We start from the raw sequence: 15,639 nt of genomic DNA, 5'->3' as shown, positions 1-15,639 counted from the left end.
ATGATTCGTTCATTGATATGGCAAGGCATCCCCTATATAATGAGGGTACTTAAGGAAAAAAGGAGGTACGGTCTAATGCCAATCAGCATTTTCGGCTTCGAAGCGTTGTGGAGCCCCTGGTATTTTGGATTTCTCGTACTGATTACGCTTTTATATTTTCTAATCACCACTAAGTGGAGATATAAATTCACTGATAGTGAACCGCTTCAAACCAAGCAGGCCTTGCTCTTCGTGTCAGGCATGGCTTTGATCTACATCTTGAAAGGCTCGCCGGTCGATTTGCTTGGGCATATCACCTTGACGATGCATATGGTTCAGATGGCGCTGCTCTTGCTATTGGCTGCCCCGCTTGTGATCATGGGGATTCCTTCCTATATTTGGCGGGCGTTCATCGAGTTGCCAATTATCAACCCTCTGTTCATGTTCTTCACTAAACCATTGATTGCCTTGCTGCTATTCAGTTTATTCTTCTCCGTTTACCATTTGCCGCTTGTCTTCGATTTCGTCAAGCAAGACATGCTGATCCACAGCATCGTCAGCACCTTGCTGTTCGTGTCGGCACTGCTTTACTGGTGGCCGGTGGTCAACAATCTTGAAGGCATGCATAAATTCCACGGACTGAAGAAATTGGGCTATTTATTCGGCTTGAGCGTCTTGATGACGCCAGCCTGTGCCTTGATCATTTTCAGCACGACACCGTTTTATGCAACGTATTCAGATGGGGAAGCGTGGATGCAAGCGATGGCCTTATGCGTGCCTGCAGGAACGTTGGCACAGCTTAACTTGTCAGGCCCTGAACTCTTCACGAATATGTCGCTGCTTGAAGACCAACGCACCGGCGGCATCACAATGAAAATTATCCAGGAATTGGTATTTACTGTGTTCATTTGGCTGGTTTTCCATGAATGGCTCAAAAATGAAACAGCCAATGCCGATGAAATCACCGCTAAAGTTTTGCAGGACCGCAAAGATATGGCGTATTACAGACATAATGGGCAATGACCCAAAAGGAGTTTAATTAAATGAATTTGCCGCTATTGCCAACCATCAGTACATTCTTTATCGTCTTGAGCGCCGTATTAGTGGCGATCGGATGGAACTTAATCCTTAAACGCCGCATCGAAGCACATAAAAAAGTGATGCTTGGCGCGGGTGCTGCTGCGCTCACGTTTTTCATTATCTATGTCTCGCGTACGCTATTTGTAGGAAATACGGCATTCGGGGGACCGGATGAATTGAAGATCTACTATACCGTCTTTCTGATTTTCCATATCACGCTCGCAACGATCGGAGCTGTGATGGGACTGGTGACCATTTTCTGGGGCTTGAAAAACCGCCTCGACAAACACCGCAAAATAGGCCCATTCACCAGCGTTGTCTGGTTTTTTACCGCGATCACAGGAGTAATGGTTTACTTATTGCTCTACGTATTCTATGAAGGCGGCCATACGACATCAGTTTTCAAAGCGATTCTGGGCGGATAAAAAAAGCACTGAGCATAATTTGCTCAGTGCTTTTTCGGTTTTCGAGAAAGGTTAGACACCGTATTTTCCGAAGCTTAGCGCTCGCTTTCCGTGGGCTCGCGCCCAAGCCTCCTCATCCGCTATCGAAAACCCGCTTGCTCCCACATCTGCACGCAGATGCGTCGCAAATGAATGCGCTCAGCGAAGCTTCGCTCATTCATTGCTTGCGGGGTCTCGGTCGTCTCGCTGATCCACTGGAGTCGAGCGAACGCTTCTCCAAATACTTGCATAGAACATTGATTTTTGATTGTGGAATAAGTGGTTTCCTTTTTCATTTATAGCGATTTCAGATTTCTTCAACATTATGAAAAAGCACTGAGCATAATTTGCTCAGTGCTTTTATTTTGCATTTTAAACTTTAAACTCCATTTTGATGATCCCGGCTTCGCGTGCCGAAGTAAAGAGAATGACCAATAGCGGCCCGATGAAAAAGCCAAGAAAGCCGATCAATTGAAGGCCGATGAACATGGCGATCAATGTGGCAAGAGGGGACAGCCCGATTTGAGTGCCCATCACTTTCGGTTCAACAGTTCTGCGGATGACCAATAGCACCAAGGCCAAAATCGCAAGCTGCGTTCCTTGGACGATATCGCCGACGATGAACATGTAAATGAACCAAGGGGTCAATACGATAATCGACCCGAGTATCGGGATAAAGTCGATGACCCAGATGACGAGCGACATGACCAAGGCATATTCGGGGGCGATGAACAACAAGGCGATCAATGAAACCGCAAAGATGATCAAGCTGACGAGAAATTGGGCTTTCAGGAAGCCGAAAACGACATTGTTCAACCGTGCGCTCATAAAGCGTACCTTCTCGGCTGTCGATTCCTTCAAGCGGTTGAACAGCATGCCTTTCAAATCCATCAAATCAAGCATGAATAAGAATAGGGCGATGAGGAAGACGATGAAGCTGACCAAAAAAGAAGGGATGCCCGTCAATAAATTAGTGACTGTATCGTAGTTGACGAATGTTAAGATCCAGTCGCGAATGCCTTCTGCAAAAGCGATCATTTCCGTTTCGAATGAATTGACGACTTCAACAGGCATTTCGGCGGTAGAACGCAGGAAGAAGGCTTCCACTTCGCCCCACATATGTGAGAGGGAATTTGTATACTCTGGAACCATTTTTGAGAATTGTATAATTTGCCCAACCAACTGCGTAATAATCCAGTAAACCAAGCCGGAAGCGATGACGAGGAATAAGATGAATACCGTGATGACTGCACCTTTGCGCTCCCATTTGAACCTTCTCTGCATAAATTTGACGAAAGGCTCAAGAAAGATGGCGGTGAGCAACGCAATGATTAACGGAACAGCAATCGGCAATATGTATATAGAGATTAAAGCCACGATAGCGATGACCAGCAATATGGTCGCCAATTTTTTATTAAACCACTTGCCCACAATAAACCTCCTTCAATTGACTGCGTGAAATTCCACGGCAAAGCATTTGTTTAAAAAAACCGCAGTTCGTATTGAACTGCGGAAATTTTACGCTTTGATTTCGAACTCGGAAATTTCTTTTTTGATGGAAGCCAAAATTTCAGCGCCAGTTTTCAATAGGTGATCCGGGAAATGCTCGTCTTCACCGTATTCAACGCCATGCGGGTAGTAGTGCTTGCCGATGACCGGCTTCAAGACGCGGACAGTCGCATCGTTGGCATCAACATCTCCGTCGATCGCGTATGCGAAAACGCGCAAGTAATAAGTGCCTTCGCGGACGATGAATTTGCGGTCGTATGTGACACGCTCATAATCCCACTGGCCTTCTTTCGTTAAGCCATGCTTGTTCATGATGTCTTCAAGCAATGTAATATCCACTTCGATGTTCTCTAGTCCTGTATTTTCAAAATACATGGGATCTCCTCCTCTATAACAAAAAAAGACTGAATGCTCCTTTAATAATAGATCATATTTTAGGTACATGCAATGGCTAGATTGTGTCAGAATGCAGGCGGCTGTTATAATGGGGAAAATGGGTGTCAGGAGCTGATTCAGTGAAGGACTTGTTACGCATCATGATTTTCTTGGCGATTGTCCTGATTGGACTGTTTTACTTGGACCCGTCAATCAGTGAAAATGAATTACTTGAAGCACCGCGGCCAGCAGATCCTTTACCGGCCGATAACTTGACGGAATCTGTGCTTGATGTTGAACGGCCAACGAGCGGGCTTTCCGTTCACATTGGGGAGCCATCGGAAGACTGGTTGGCAGAGCATGGCCAGCCCGACCGCATCGAGCCATCCGCTTTTGGCTATGAGTGGTGGGTGTACGATGCCGCATATTCCAATTTCGTCATGGTGGGAGTAAAGGAAGGGCGCGTTGTCCAAGTTTATGCAGCTGGTGAGTCTACAGATGTCGAACCTTATACGATCGGGCAGACGCTCGCTGACTTGTACAGGTTTACGATCGTCGAGAATGAAGTGACCGTAAAATATGGCACCAATACGTATACTTTTAATTTAAGTGAGCAGGATATGGATAAACGGATCTTGGTCAGGTTTGAGGACCTCTACGCGCAATTGTATATTGACGCTGAAGACCAGCAATTAGAGGCGGTTAGGTTCATGGATGCGGAAACGCTGATCCGCCATCAGCCTTACGATATGATGTATTCAGGCGATTTATTGGTGACTCCAAGGCCGTCGTCGACCTTGCAGCGGTCGATTGATGATGCGAACGCTAAACAACTGGTCGATTTGACCAATGTCTACCGGCTTCGCCATCAGCGCTCCTTGGTCAAGGAAAATGTCGGCATCAGTATATTGGCAGAGCAGACAAGCGAAGAAATGGCACGCATGGAGTTCACTTCCGTTGAGATGGAAGTGTCGGATTTGGAAGCCCGCCTGCAAGGTGCGGATATTCCGTTTGATCTGGCGGCAATCAATACGGCTTCGCGCTATTATGATGCACCGGAGACCTTGCATGGATGGTTCAACTCCCCGAGCCACAGGGGAACCTTATTGAGTACACAATACAACCAGGTCGGCGTCGGCGTGTTCGGCAAGTATTATAGCCAGATCCTGTTGAAGCAAGATTCGGGCGTCTACGAAAGCCAATAGGGCGAGCTTTCATTTTCAGCTATTTTCAGGAGTAATCGGTGTATGAATCTGGAAAACAATCTGATATGATGAAAGCGTAGAGGAGGAATGCAAAGTGATCATGACCTACGAATGGGTCGGTATAACTGACTCTGCGGACGAGCTGAGTGAAATGATACTGCAATCAGAGCAGGCTGCGAAATACCGCGATGCCTATGACTCTGTCTATAGCGATAAACTATTGGCGAGGGAGATCCATGATTTCGCCAGGCTGAAGGAGCTGTACGAAGAAGTGCAGCGCTTCGGCAAATACCACCCTGACTACAAACGGGTGATGAAGCAAATCCGCGTGGATAAACGCCGGCTGGACCTTAATGAAAAGGTAGCAGAGCTGCGGCTCGCGGAAAATGAGCTGCAGGATTTGATGGACCAAGTGAGCTTTATCCTGGGCCGTTCGGTGTCAGAAGCCGTTAAGATCCCCTCGAGCAATCCGTTCTTTTCTTCGGATTCCTCGTGCGGAAGCGGCTGCGGCACAGGCGGCGGCTGTTCCTGCTCCGCATAATAAAAAAGTGCAACCTCAATGGGTTGCACTTTTTTTATTGGCGTTTTTCTTCTAATGCCGAAATCAATTCGATGGCGATATCAGGCCGGTCGGTGATGATGCCTTTGGCTCCGGCGTTGATCAATTTCTCCATCGCTTCCTTGTTGTCGATGACCCAATAATGAACCGGGACATTCAATCGGTCAAGGAAGGCAATGAACCGTGCAGAGTCGAGGCGGAATACCGAATGTTTCACCGGAATCTGCACGACATCCGCTCGCGGTGCATACAGATGGCCGAACTGGCTATTGAAGGAAGTGAAAGCTTTGCGCACTTCATTTTCTCCAGCGCCAAGAGCCACACGGTTTTGGGCGTATAAATTGAAGCGGTCGATTTGTTCGTCGTAGAAGCTGGTGACGACGACACGGTCTTCCGCGCCAAGTGATTCGATCAAGCGCCACAGCTTCGATGGCACCAGACTGCCTTCATACGTATCAGGTGCGTCTTTGATATCGATATTGATATACATCTGCGGGAACTTCTCCAGCAGTTCACGAAGCAGGACGACTTTTTCGCCTTTTCCGCGGTAGGAGTTTTCGCCCTTGTCATCAACGAAATGATAGCCAAGGTCAAGCTCCCGCAATTCTTCGAGTGTCATTTCGGCTACGCGGCCGGCTGAGCCGGACGTGCGATCGACAAATTCATCATGGAAAACCAGAATTTCTTCGTCGTTGGTCATGCGAATATCGATTTCAAAGCCGTGCACGCCGAGTTCTGCGGCGCGGTCAAAAGCCGCCATCGTATGTTCGGGCGCGAGCGAGCTGCCGCCGCGATGGGCCAGTACGATCGGATGCTTATAATCGAGCACGGCTTTTTGAGGCCGTTGCTGTGGTTCCGTAAATGCTTTAGAGCCGGCCCATGCGGCTGCGCCAACAGCGGCTGCGGCCAGTCCGATTTTCGTTTTCTTACCCATATATGTATTACCCCCTGTTTTGGTAGTATCCACATTATAGCGGAACGCTTCACTTGCTGTCAGTTTATTCGGTTGCGGCTTTTTTTAGACCTATGGTATTCTAGAGTTTAGAAAAGAGGGATAGATATGCATGATCGCCAAGGTCTGATTGTCTATGTGCATCAGCTGAAACAAGCAAAATCGCTGCGGAAGTATGGACACGTCCATTTTATTTCCCGCAAATTGAAATATGTTGTCGTCTATATGGATCAGGACAAAATCGAAGCCACAAAAGAAAAACTATCCAAGCTGCCGTATGTCAAGAAAGTGCTGGAGTCCCAGCGTCCTTTCCTTAAGACGGAATATGAAAATGCCAAGCCCGATAAAGCGAAGGAATACGATTATAAAATCGGCTTGTGATCATTGCATCGGCGGAATATAATGGTTGAGCCTGAGAATGGCGATGAGATGGCCGAAATAAAGTTTGGTGTCTGCGTATTGTGAAGAATGCTTGACGTCCATGCGAATCGGCTCATGGCCCAATTGCTTTACTTTGTCCTCAAACACGGCCAATCGTTTTGACCCGTCCGGTACGCCTTCGCGGCATAAATAGATCGGCATGAAATTGCCTTCTTGGGCTGGCCGGAATGCAGCTGCAACGGAAACGACTGGATGGCCATCTTTTGTTTTTGAAACGAAGACGAATCCGTGCATAAACCGTTCTTGATTGCTTTCCATCAATTGGCGAAGTTCATATATATCGCCGTACCCTTCTCCAAGCTCGATAAAACGTTGTATCATCTAAAACACGTCCTTTCCAGAATCCATTCTAACATTATGGGCGGTATTTGCAGTACTAAAATGATAAAGTAAGAGGCGATAGTATGCGTGTAGTAGCAGGACAGGCGAAAGGCCTGCCTTTGAAAGCGGTTCCCGGGAATTCGACGAGGCCGACGACTGATAAAGTAAAAGAATCCATCTTCAATATGATCGGCCCATTTTTTGATGGCGGAACGGCAGTGGACTTGTTTGCCGGAAGCGGCGGGCTCGGGATTGAAGCCTTGAGCCGTGGTGTCGACCATGCGATTTTTACCGATAAAGACAAAAAAGCCGTAGAGACCATCCAGGCCAATCTGGAAAAAACCAAGTTTGCGGAATCAGCGGAAGTATACCGCGCCGATGCTGAACGCGGGTTGAAAGCCATGAAGAAAAATGGCGTAAAAGCTTGCTTGCTGTTTCTCGATCCGCCATACCATATGGAAAAAGCCTACGGATTGATGGGGAAGGCAGCTGAATTCGGCTTGCTTGAAGAAGAGGCAATCATCGTGTGTGAACATGAGCGGGACATTGAATTGCCGGACGAAACAGCTGGATGTGTTCGGTTTAAAAAGGAATTATATGGAAATACGATCATTTCAATTTACCGCTACCAGGGGGAAGAGGGAGAACGCATTGACTAAAATTGCAGTAGTACCGGGGAGTTTCGACCCGATTACGATGGGCCATTTGGATATCGTCAAACGGGCGTCATCGATTTTTGATGAAGTGAAAGTGGTAGTCATGAACAATTCGTCGAAGAATCCATTGTTCGATGTAGATGAGCGGATGGCTTTGATTGCTGAAGTGACCAAAACCATTCCGAACGTGACGGTCGATTCCTTCGCCGGCTTGCTGATCGATTACGCGGTGGAAGCAGAAGCGAATGCGATCATCCGCGGCTTGCGGGCCGTATCGGATTTTGAATACGAGATGCAAATCACGTCCATGAACCGTTTCTTGAATGAAAACATCGAGACTTTGTTCATGGTGTCGAACAACCAATATTCTTTCCTCAGTTCGAGCATTGTCAAAGAAGTGGCGAAATATCAAGGCAAGATTTCCGGGCTGGTCCCGGAAGCGGTGGAAAAAGCATTAATAGAAAAGTTCAAATAAGTCACGTGACACGTGGCTTTTTGTTGTGGTTCGAACGAAAAGGAGAGGATATGCGATGAAAAATAAAAAACTATGGTTTTTTGTTCTGGTGATGGCGCTCGTCGTGTTTGTCAGCTCCTACCGGCTGGATGCCTATATTTCACGCCCAGGCGATGCATATGAGCTATCGCCGCTGGTGGAAGTGGAGGGACGGGATGAAGATGATGCAGGTACGCTCAGCTTGATGACGGTGACGATGTTCAATGCGACTCCAGCTTTATACATCATGGCGCAATTTCAGGAAGGTTATAAAGTGCTCGACCCGGAACAAGTGAGAAGCCCTCATGAAAGCGATGAGGAATACAATGTAAGGCAATTAAAGCTGATGTCCGATTCACAGGTCAATGCGCTGCAAGTGGCCTTTGAAGAAGCAGGAAAGCCCTATGAAGTATCGAGTAACGGCGTGTTCATCCTAAACGTGCTGGAAGACGGGGCGGCTGCCGGTTTATTGTCGCCAGGCGACCGTTTATTGGAAATCGATGGGCAAGCTTATGATTCGATGGAAGATTTCCTTGATTATTTAGGCACCAAGAAGGTGGGGGATGAAGTGGAACTGGTGATCGAGCGCGATGAGCGCACGATTAACCAAACGGTCACGCTAGCCCCGCTGCCGACAGAGCCTGAGCGTGCGGGCATCGGCATTTCGTTTGTGGAAGACAAAGAAATCGAAACGACTCCGGATGTTTCGATCGATTCCGACACCATCGGCGGACCGTCCGCCGGGTTGATGTTCACCTTGGAAATCCTGAACCAATTGCTCGATGAAGACATTACCCACGGGTATGACATCGCGGGAACCGGCACAATGGAAAGCGACGGGACGGTCGGGCCTATCGGCGGGATCGACCAAAAGGTCATGGCGGCAGACCGTGCCGGCATCGACGTTTTCTTCGCACCGGACAATGAGGGCGAATCCGGAACGCCGAGCAATTTTGATGTCGCGATGGAAACCGCAGAAGAAATCGGCACCGAGATGGATATCGTCCCGGTCACCGATATCGATGCGGCACTTGATTATTTGTCGGAACTATCGCCCAGGTAAATAGGCGGTGTTGTGTATTCCTTTTTCAATGAGTCTGCGCCGATCGCTTGAAGGTAAAGTGCCGATGCGCGGATATCGAGCTGTCCCATGTTTCCTGTCAAATCCGCTGCGCGGCTGATGACAGGGAGCGGGATGGCTTTTTTTCGTTCATTCAAATAACGCCTGCCGCTATGCGTCATGCCAAGCAAGCGGATGTATTCCGGCTGTTTGGCCGCTTGTGCTTCCTGTTGCGTGTACCCCGTGAAGATGTGGGTCAACATGCGCTGTATACGCGTCCGTGTGAAGCGTTTGCTCTTCACGCGGCTGATGAAGACATCAAAGGTCTCCGAGCGCTTAGCCGACTCATGGATCAAGTTTTCGATGCCTTCCGTTACTTCGGCAAAACGTGCAAGTGCTTTTGGCCCTTCGCGTAAAATCGTGAAGCGCAACGTGGGATAGAATCGTTGCCAGTCGACAAATCCTTGCTGTTCCGCGTGAACCTGCTCCAGCAAACGGATGCTGCTCGACGGTAAATAGGGTGCTAGTTCCCCGAGCTCCTCACCTTCGAAAAAGGCATTGCGGATGCCGGTCGCACTGGCAATCGCGACACCAGGCTCTAGCGGATCGTGATAGCCTGCACCGATGCGCTGTATCGTCAGCGGCGCCATTGCTCGGTTGATCGCATGCGCGGCTTCGACATAATGATAGCCGAGGATATTGTTCGGTTTGGTTAAGTCGGCATAGCGGTTGCTGTTATTCGTTAAAGAAAGGTAAGCGTCGTTCAACGCTTTTGGGTAGCTGATTCCGGTCTGCACCCTGTCATGGATGATTGTTTCGTATTGCTCTCTTTTGGTGTTCAATAATTCCAGGCTGTTCAAGAACGGTTCAATTTCGCCTTGTTCGCTGCCGAAGCAAAAAGAATCGCATCCTGCTGCGTCGAGCAAATGGATGGCGCCGCGCGCGAATTCAGATGCCTGAGCGGTCGCGAAAGCATAAGGCAATTCGATGACCACATCGACGCCAGCCGACAGCGCCATTTCCGTGCGCGTCCATTTATCGGCAAACGCCGGCTCGCCGCGTTGGAGGAATTGGCCGCTCATGACGGCAACGACCACATCTGCGCCTGACAGCTCCTTTGCTTTCGACGCATGATGCAAATGGCCATTATGAAACGGGTTATATTCAACAACGATTCCTGTCGCTTTCATTACATCACCTTCTTTTGGTATGATTGGTTGTATATAAGTTAAACAAAAATTTTATAATCCGTAAAAGTTAGAAATGAAACCGTTCGAGACGGACGCTTTCCACTCTTTCATTTGAGATATTTAGCAGATATGGAGCAAAATAGCGCAGACTCCTTGGGGATTAGCGAAGTGCTGAAATCCATTCGGGCGGCTAGCCCGAATTAGTTCAGCGCAAGCCCCCAGGAAAGCTAGCTGTTTTGCGGAATATCGTTTTATATTAAATTATTAAAGCATTTGTTCAACTTATATAGTATAACGATGAGCGAATTATGGTGACAAGATTTTTTCTTGACATCGTTTGTTCTACATTATATAATCAACTTTGTTGTCTTGAGGTGATTACTTATGAAAATAGCGATTCAACAGCTACAAAAGTATCGTAACGACGGGATGCCAATTGACCAGTATGTTCAATTGGATGAGGCGAAAAAGCGCAATAGCGATATTCGCGCCGTATCTCCTATACACGTCACAGGACACTGTACGATTGGTTCGCAACAAATGACGTGCATGCTCCATCTTGAAGGGACGCTTACGCTGCCCTGTGCACGAACTTGGGAAGATGTCGAATACCCGATCAGCATCGACACCGTGGAAATCTTCGATTGGTCTGAAAAAGGCCGTGAAGAAGGCGAGGACGAATATGTCCACACGGTAACGACTGAAGTCATTAATCTTCAGCCGATATTGGAAGAGCTGATCGCCCTTGAAGTCCCTATTCAGGTCTTCAAGGAAGACTCAGAACAAACCGTCATCAAAGGCGGCAACGACTGGTCTTATTTGTCAGACGAAGAAGTTCAGGCCGAGAAGGAAGAAGCACAATCAAAACCGGATCCAAGACTGGCTGATTTAGCCAAGTATTTCGATCAGACAGATGAATAGAATCATTGTAAGGAGGTGTCACCAATGGCTGTACCGTTCAGAAGAACATCCAAAACCGCTAAAAGAAAACGCCGTACGCATTTCAAGCTATCCGTACCTGGTATGGTAGCGTGCCCAAGCTGTGGCGAAAGTAAATTGGCTCACCATGTCTGCAAAGCATGTGGATCATACAAAGGCAAAGAAGTAGTAGCTAGCAAATAAAACAGTATTTGCTTAGAAAAAGGTTATCCGGAGGCCATGGCTCCGGATAACCTTTTTCATTTGCCGAAAAACAGGTAAACTAGAGCCAGAGGTGAGTCAAAACATGGCATACATAATCGAAACAAAAAATCAGGTAATGACATTTACGATCGACCGGCCCCATATCCGCAACGCTATCAACAACGAAGTGATGGAAGGGTTTGAAGAACTCGCTAACCGCGCCAGGGAAGAAGACATCCGTTATGTCATCATCACGGCAACAGGCGAGCAGGCATTTTGTTCAGGCGGCGACTTGTCCGTTTTCCACGAACTGAAAACAGAACAGCAGGCTTGGCCGATGCTGAGCCGCATGGGCGAAGCCTTGTATCGCATCAAGACAATTCCTGTCCCGGTCATTGCGCTCGTCAACGGCACCGCGGTTGGCGGGGGCTGTGAGATTGCGACAGCGTGCGATTACCGGCTGGTGAAGAGCCACGCCAAATGCGGCTTTATTCAAGGGACGCTGGCCATCACGAGCGGGTGGGGAGGCGGCACCTATCTTTTTGAAACTTTGAAGCATGACGCGGCACTCAAAATGCTCAGCGATGCGCGCGCTTATACAGCGACCGAATTGCTTGAAAACGGATGGGCTAGTGCCATCATCGAAGAGGACGGGGATATCGAACAATTCCTGGCATCAATGAACCGTGTGCTGCCGTCCGTACACCGTGCTTATAAAGAGATCGCGATCCGTAAATGGCAGGAAACGAATTTGAAACAGCGGGTCGATCAGGAGATCCGTGAGTGCGCTAGATTGTGGGCCAAAGAAGCCCATCATCAAGCCGTCGATGGGTTTTTGAATAAAAGCAAAAAATAAGGCTCCTAAGGGGGCTTATTTTTTATGGATTGACAACAGCTTCGCCGCGTAATAGAAGCGAACAGACGGAACATTATGGAAAATATTTTTTTCAATAGTTGAAATCGCTTACAAAATTCGTATATGCTAGAGAAGGGAGAAAACTTAGGGGGTATTTCATACATGAAAAAAATCCTGATTGCCAACCGGGGCGAAATTGCACGGCGGATTATCCGCACGTGCGACCGCCTCGGCATCGAAACAGTCGCGATCCACTCCGAGGCGGATGGGGAACTGCCATATGTGAGTGAAGCGACAGAAGCGGCAGCGATCGGCCCGAATCCGGTCGCGCAATCCTATTTACAAGCAGATAAAATCATTGAAGAAGCATTAAAGCGCAATGTTGAAGCAATCCATCCAGGCTATGGCCTGCTATCGGAAAATGCGGATTTCGCGCGCAAAGTCACAGAAGCGGGGCTAATCTTTATCGGCCCGAAACCTGAAGTCATCGAAACGATGGGCGATAAGCTCGGCTCTCGGCACACGATGAAACAAGCCGGTGTGCCGGTCGTGCCAGGTACAGCTGAAGGGGTGTCAGACATTGATGCGGCTGTCTTGGAAGCGAAAGCGATCGGTTATCCGCTGATGTTGAAGGCGAGTGCAGGAGGCGGCGGCATCGGCATGGTGCTGTGTGAAAATGAGCAAGCGCTCACTCAACAGTTTGATTCGGTGAAAAACCGTGCTAAAGCGTACTTCGGGAACGATATCGTTTATTTGGAGAAATTCATTGCCAATGCACGCCATATCGAAGTTCAGATTTTCGGCGATGAGTCGGGCAATATCGTCCATTTGTATGAGCGCAATTGCTCTGTGCAGCGCCGCAACCAAAAAGTCATTGAAGAATCGCCGTCACCGGATTTGCCGGAATCCGCCAGAACCAAATTGTGCGAAGCAGCCGTTCAAGCGGCTCGCGCGGTGGGTTATACCAATGCAGGAACGGTTGAGTTCATCGTTGATGAGAATAATGACTTTTATTTTCTGGAAATGAATACCCGATTGCAAGTGGAACATCCAATTACTGAAGAAGTGACAGGCGTCGACCTCGTCGAATGGCAAATCAATGTGGCCAAGGGTGAAACTTTGCCCGGTCAAGATACGATCCATACAAACGGCCATTCGATCGAATACCGCATTTATGCGGAAGACCCGAAAACATTCTTCCCGTCACCAGGGTCGCTAGCTGTCTTGAAATGGGGTACTGGCGCCCGCATTGAAACTGGATACGAAGAAGGCAATAAAGTAACGCCTTTTTACGATCCGATGATCGCCAAAGTGATTTTGACAGGAGCTTCGCGAGAAGAGGTCTTGGAGAAATCCAGGAAGTTCTTTGACGAAACGGCGATTGAAGGCGTGAAGACCAATTTGCCGCTCTTCGACCAATTCATTGAATCGAAACCATTTATAGAAGGAAATTATGCGACCGCTGTATTGGCTCAGTGGCTTACACAACAAAAGGAGGAAAAAACAGTATGAAACAACTAACAGCATCTATGGCCGGAACGGTCTTGAACATTGCAGTATCCGAAGGGGATTCCGTATCTGCGGGACAAACCGTCATGACTCTTGAATCAATGAAAATGGAGATTCCGGTAGAAGCGGAATTCGGCGGAAACGTTGAAAAAGTCGATGTGGAAGTTGGCAGCTTTGTCAACGAAGGGGACACATTGGTGACGCTCGGCGAATAAGGCATTTGAATCCAAAGGGGTGGAAGAAATGACGAAAACGACTGAAACAACGGGATATAATACACGGCTCGAAGAAAAGCTTTCCAAGATTTTCGCGGGCGGGCAAGAGAAATACCATGAGAAATTGAAAGAAAGCAATAAACTATTTGTCAGAGACCGCTTGAATTTACTTTTTGATGACGGTGACTATATTGAAGACGGCCGTTTCGCGAATGTGGAAGCGGGCGATCTTCCGGCAGATGGCGTCGTCACGGCGATTGGCAAAGTGAACGGCGAAACCGTTTGCGTCATGGCGAACGATTCGACCGTTAAAGCCGGGTCGTGGGGATCACGGACTGTAGAGAAAATCATCCGCATCCAGGAAACGGCTGAAAAGATGCAAGTGCCGATGCTCTATTTGGTCGATTCTGCAGGCGCCCGCATCACCGATCAATTGGAGATGTTCCCGAACCGCCGCGGCGCAGGCCGTATTTTCCACAACCAAGTACGCATGTCCGGAATGGTGCCGCAAGTTTGCTTATTGTTCGGCCCGTCTGCAGCTGGCGGGGCGTATATCCCTGCGTTTTGCGATATCGTCATCATGGTCGAAGGAAATGCTTCGATGTACTTGGGGTCGCCGCGCATGGCCGAAAAAGTCATCGGCGAAAAAGTATCGCTCGAGGAAATGGGCGGCGCCCGCATGCACTGTACCGTGAGCGGCGTTGGCGATGTTCTCGTTTCCACTGAAGAAGAAGCAATTTCAGAAGCGCGCCGTTATATGGCATTTTTCCCGGCGAATTTTGCCGGCAAGCCTGAAGTGCTCGAAGCGAAAGCGAAAAAAGCGGGCCGCAGCCTGGAAGAGATCATTCCGGAAAATCAGAACGCACCATTCGATATGTATGAATTGATCGACCAATTGATCGATGAAGACAGCTTCTTCGATATCAAGAAGCTGTTCGCGCCGGAATTGATTACCGGTCTTGCGCGCATCGACGGGCAAGCAGTCGGCATCATTGCCAACCAGCCGAAAGTAAAAGGCGGCGTCTTGTTCGGTGATTCTGCCGACAAGGGCGCCAAGTTCATCAATCTATGCGATGCCTTCTCGATTCCACTCTTGTTCTTGGCCGATGTGCCTGGATTTATGATCGGCACGAAAGTGGAACGCGCAGGCATCATCCGCCACGGCGCCAAGTTCATCTCTGCGATGAGTGCGGCTACTGTGCCGAAGATTTCAGTCGTCGTGCGTAAAGCATACGGTGCTGGTTTGTACGCGATGGCGGGCCCTGCCTTTGAGCCGGACGTGTGCATTGCGCTACCGACAGCGCAAATTGCCGTCATGGGCCCTGAAGCGGCAGTCAACGCAGTATACTCCAACAAGATCGAAGCGATTGAAGACCCGAAAGAACGCCTGGCCTATGTCCAGCAAAAACATCAGGAATATAAAGAAGAAATTAATATTTACCGCTTGGCATCAGAGCTCATTGTCGATGAAATCGTCGCGCCATATGCACTTCGCGAGGAACTGTCCAAGCGCTTGTCGATTTATGCGACGAAAGATTTGCCTTTGCCATATCGAAAACATCCGATCATTCCTGTATAATGAGTAATAGACGTGGAGTCTGCCTTATAAGGCAGGCTTCTTTTTTAGCAGACGCCCAAGACAAGGGACCGTTTGCTACCTACGATTGCTCTTTA

At 48.5% G+C, this 15,639-nt stretch carries 19 protein-coding genes; 14 read left to right on the top strand and 5 right to left on the bottom strand.

Annotated features, from left to right (window positions below):
• Positions 1-75 precede the first annotated feature (75 nt).
• Complete coding sequence (gene ctaG, locus DFR62_RS01950) at positions 76-1,002, top strand: cytochrome c oxidase assembly factor CtaG (RefSeq protein ID WP_121297784.1); 927 nt, start codon at positions 76-78, stop codon at positions 1,000-1,002.
• 20 nt (positions 1,003-1,022) lie between these two features.
• A complete protein-coding gene (locus DFR62_RS01945; protein ID WP_121297783.1) occupies positions 1,023-1,484 on the top strand; it encodes a DUF420 domain-containing protein in 462 nt (153 codons plus the stop codon).
• A 390-nt stretch (positions 1,485-1,874) separates the two neighbouring features.
• Here DFR62_RS01945 and ytvI read toward each other — a convergent pair whose 3' ends face one another.
• Both ytvI and DFR62_RS01935 read right to left on the bottom strand, forming a co-directional pair.
• Positions 1,875-2,933 carry a sporulation integral membrane protein YtvI gene (gene ytvI, locus DFR62_RS01940; RefSeq protein ID WP_121297782.1) on the bottom strand — a complete coding sequence of 353 codons (1,059 nt, stop codon included), beginning with the start codon at positions 2,931-2,933 and terminating at the stop codon, positions 1,875-1,877.
• An 87-nt stretch (positions 2,934-3,020) separates the two neighbouring features.
• Entirely contained in the window at positions 3,021-3,386 is a 366-nt protein-coding gene (locus tag DFR62_RS01935; RefSeq protein WP_121297781.1) for a YugN family protein, read from the bottom strand.
• Between the two features lie 140 nt (positions 3,387-3,526).
• Between DFR62_RS01935 and DFR62_RS01930 the strand changes: the two genes are divergently transcribed.
• Entirely contained in the window at positions 3,527-4,591 is a 1,065-nt protein-coding gene (locus tag DFR62_RS01930) for a CAP domain-containing protein (RefSeq protein WP_121297780.1), read from the top strand.
• 94 nt (positions 4,592-4,685) lie between these two features.
• A complete protein-coding gene (locus DFR62_RS01925) occupies positions 4,686-5,132 on the top strand; it encodes a YlbF/YmcA family competence regulator (RefSeq protein WP_058383489.1) in 447 nt (148 codons plus the stop codon).
• Positions 5,133-5,166: 34 nt separating this feature from the next.
• Here DFR62_RS01925 and DFR62_RS01920 read toward each other — a convergent pair whose 3' ends face one another.
• Complete coding sequence (locus DFR62_RS01920) at positions 5,167-6,084, bottom strand: glycerophosphodiester phosphodiesterase family protein (protein ID WP_121297779.1); 918 nt, start codon at positions 6,082-6,084, stop codon at positions 5,167-5,169.
• A 126-nt stretch (positions 6,085-6,210) separates the two neighbouring features.
• Between DFR62_RS01920 and DFR62_RS01915 the strand changes: the two genes are divergently transcribed.
• A complete protein-coding gene (locus tag DFR62_RS01915) occupies positions 6,211-6,483 on the top strand; it encodes a YlbG family protein (protein ID WP_058383491.1) in 273 nt (90 codons plus the stop codon).
• Here DFR62_RS01915 and DFR62_RS01910 read toward each other — a convergent pair whose 3' ends face one another.
• Positions 6,484-6,864 (bottom strand): DUF7147 family protein, encoded by a 381-nt coding sequence (locus tag DFR62_RS01910; protein ID WP_121297778.1) that lies wholly within the window; start codon positions 6,862-6,864, stop codon positions 6,484-6,486. It abuts the gene before it with no gap.
• 83 nt (positions 6,865-6,947) lie between these two features.
• On the opposite strand from DFR62_RS01910, the gene rsmD reads away from it, so the two are divergent.
• From rsmD to DFR62_RS01895, 3 genes are read left to right on the top strand one after another with little or no spacing between them, the layout of a single operon-like run.
• The gene (gene rsmD / locus DFR62_RS01905) at positions 6,948-7,523 is read left to right on the top strand and encodes a 16S rRNA (guanine(966)-N(2))-methyltransferase RsmD (RefSeq protein ID WP_121297777.1); all 576 of its coding nucleotides are present in this window, start codon (positions 6,948-6,950) and stop codon (positions 7,521-7,523) included.
• Complete coding sequence (gene coaD / locus DFR62_RS01900; RefSeq protein WP_121297776.1) at positions 7,516-7,995, top strand: pantetheine-phosphate adenylyltransferase; 480 nt, start codon at positions 7,516-7,518, stop codon at positions 7,993-7,995. The genes rsmD and coaD overlap by 8 nt, the downstream gene beginning before the upstream one ends.
• 55 nt (positions 7,996-8,050) lie before the next feature.
• Complete coding sequence (locus DFR62_RS01895) at positions 8,051-9,076, top strand: SepM family pheromone-processing serine protease (RefSeq protein WP_121297775.1); 1,026 nt, start codon at positions 8,051-8,053, stop codon at positions 9,074-9,076.
• Here the strand turns inward: DFR62_RS01895 and DFR62_RS01890 are convergent.
• The gene (locus DFR62_RS01890; RefSeq protein ID WP_121297774.1) at positions 9,049-10,263 is read right to left on the bottom strand and encodes a nucleotidyltransferase; all 1,215 of its coding nucleotides are present in this window, start codon (positions 10,261-10,263) and stop codon (positions 9,049-9,051) included. The genes DFR62_RS01895 and DFR62_RS01890 overlap by 28 nt on opposite strands.
• A gap of 384 nt (positions 10,264-10,647) precedes the next feature.
• On the opposite strand from DFR62_RS01890, the gene DFR62_RS01885 reads away from it, so the two are divergent.
• From DFR62_RS01885 to DFR62_RS01860, 6 genes are all read left to right on the top strand, one after another.
• Entirely contained in the window at positions 10,648-11,184 is a 537-nt protein-coding gene (locus DFR62_RS01885; protein ID WP_121297773.1) for a YceD family protein, read from the top strand.
• A 24-nt stretch (positions 11,185-11,208) separates the two neighbouring features.
• On the top strand, positions 11,209-11,385 hold the full coding sequence (rpmF, locus tag DFR62_RS01880; RefSeq protein ID WP_082799159.1) for a 50S ribosomal protein L32: 177 nt from the start codon (positions 11,209-11,211) through the stop codon (positions 11,383-11,385).
• Between the two features lie 103 nt (positions 11,386-11,488).
• Positions 11,489-12,241 carry an enoyl-CoA hydratase/isomerase family protein gene (locus DFR62_RS01875; RefSeq protein WP_121297772.1) on the top strand — a complete coding sequence of 251 codons (753 nt, stop codon included), beginning with the start codon at positions 11,489-11,491 and terminating at the stop codon, positions 12,239-12,241.
• 162 nt (positions 12,242-12,403) lie between these two features.
• A complete protein-coding gene (locus tag DFR62_RS01870) occupies positions 12,404-13,753 on the top strand; it encodes an acetyl-CoA carboxylase biotin carboxylase subunit (protein WP_121297771.1) in 1,350 nt (449 codons plus the stop codon).
• Entirely contained in the window at positions 13,750-13,965 is a 216-nt protein-coding gene (locus DFR62_RS01865; RefSeq protein WP_121297770.1) for an acyl-CoA carboxylase biotin carboxyl carrier protein subunit, read from the top strand. Before DFR62_RS01870 ends, DFR62_RS01865 begins: the two co-directional genes overlap by 4 nt.
• Positions 13,966-13,993: 28 nt before the next feature.
• Positions 13,994-15,544 (top strand): acyl-CoA carboxylase subunit beta, encoded by a 1,551-nt coding sequence (locus DFR62_RS01860; RefSeq protein ID WP_121297769.1) that lies wholly within the window; start codon positions 13,994-13,996, stop codon positions 15,542-15,544.
• The last annotated feature ends 95 nt before the right edge of the window (positions 15,545-15,639 follow it).

The organism is Planococcus citreus (assembly GCF_003664125.1).
Classification (GTDB): domain Bacteria; phylum Bacillota; class Bacilli; order Bacillales_A; family Planococcaceae; genus Planococcus; species Planococcus citreus.
This window is presented reverse-complemented; position numbering and strand designations above follow the sequence as displayed.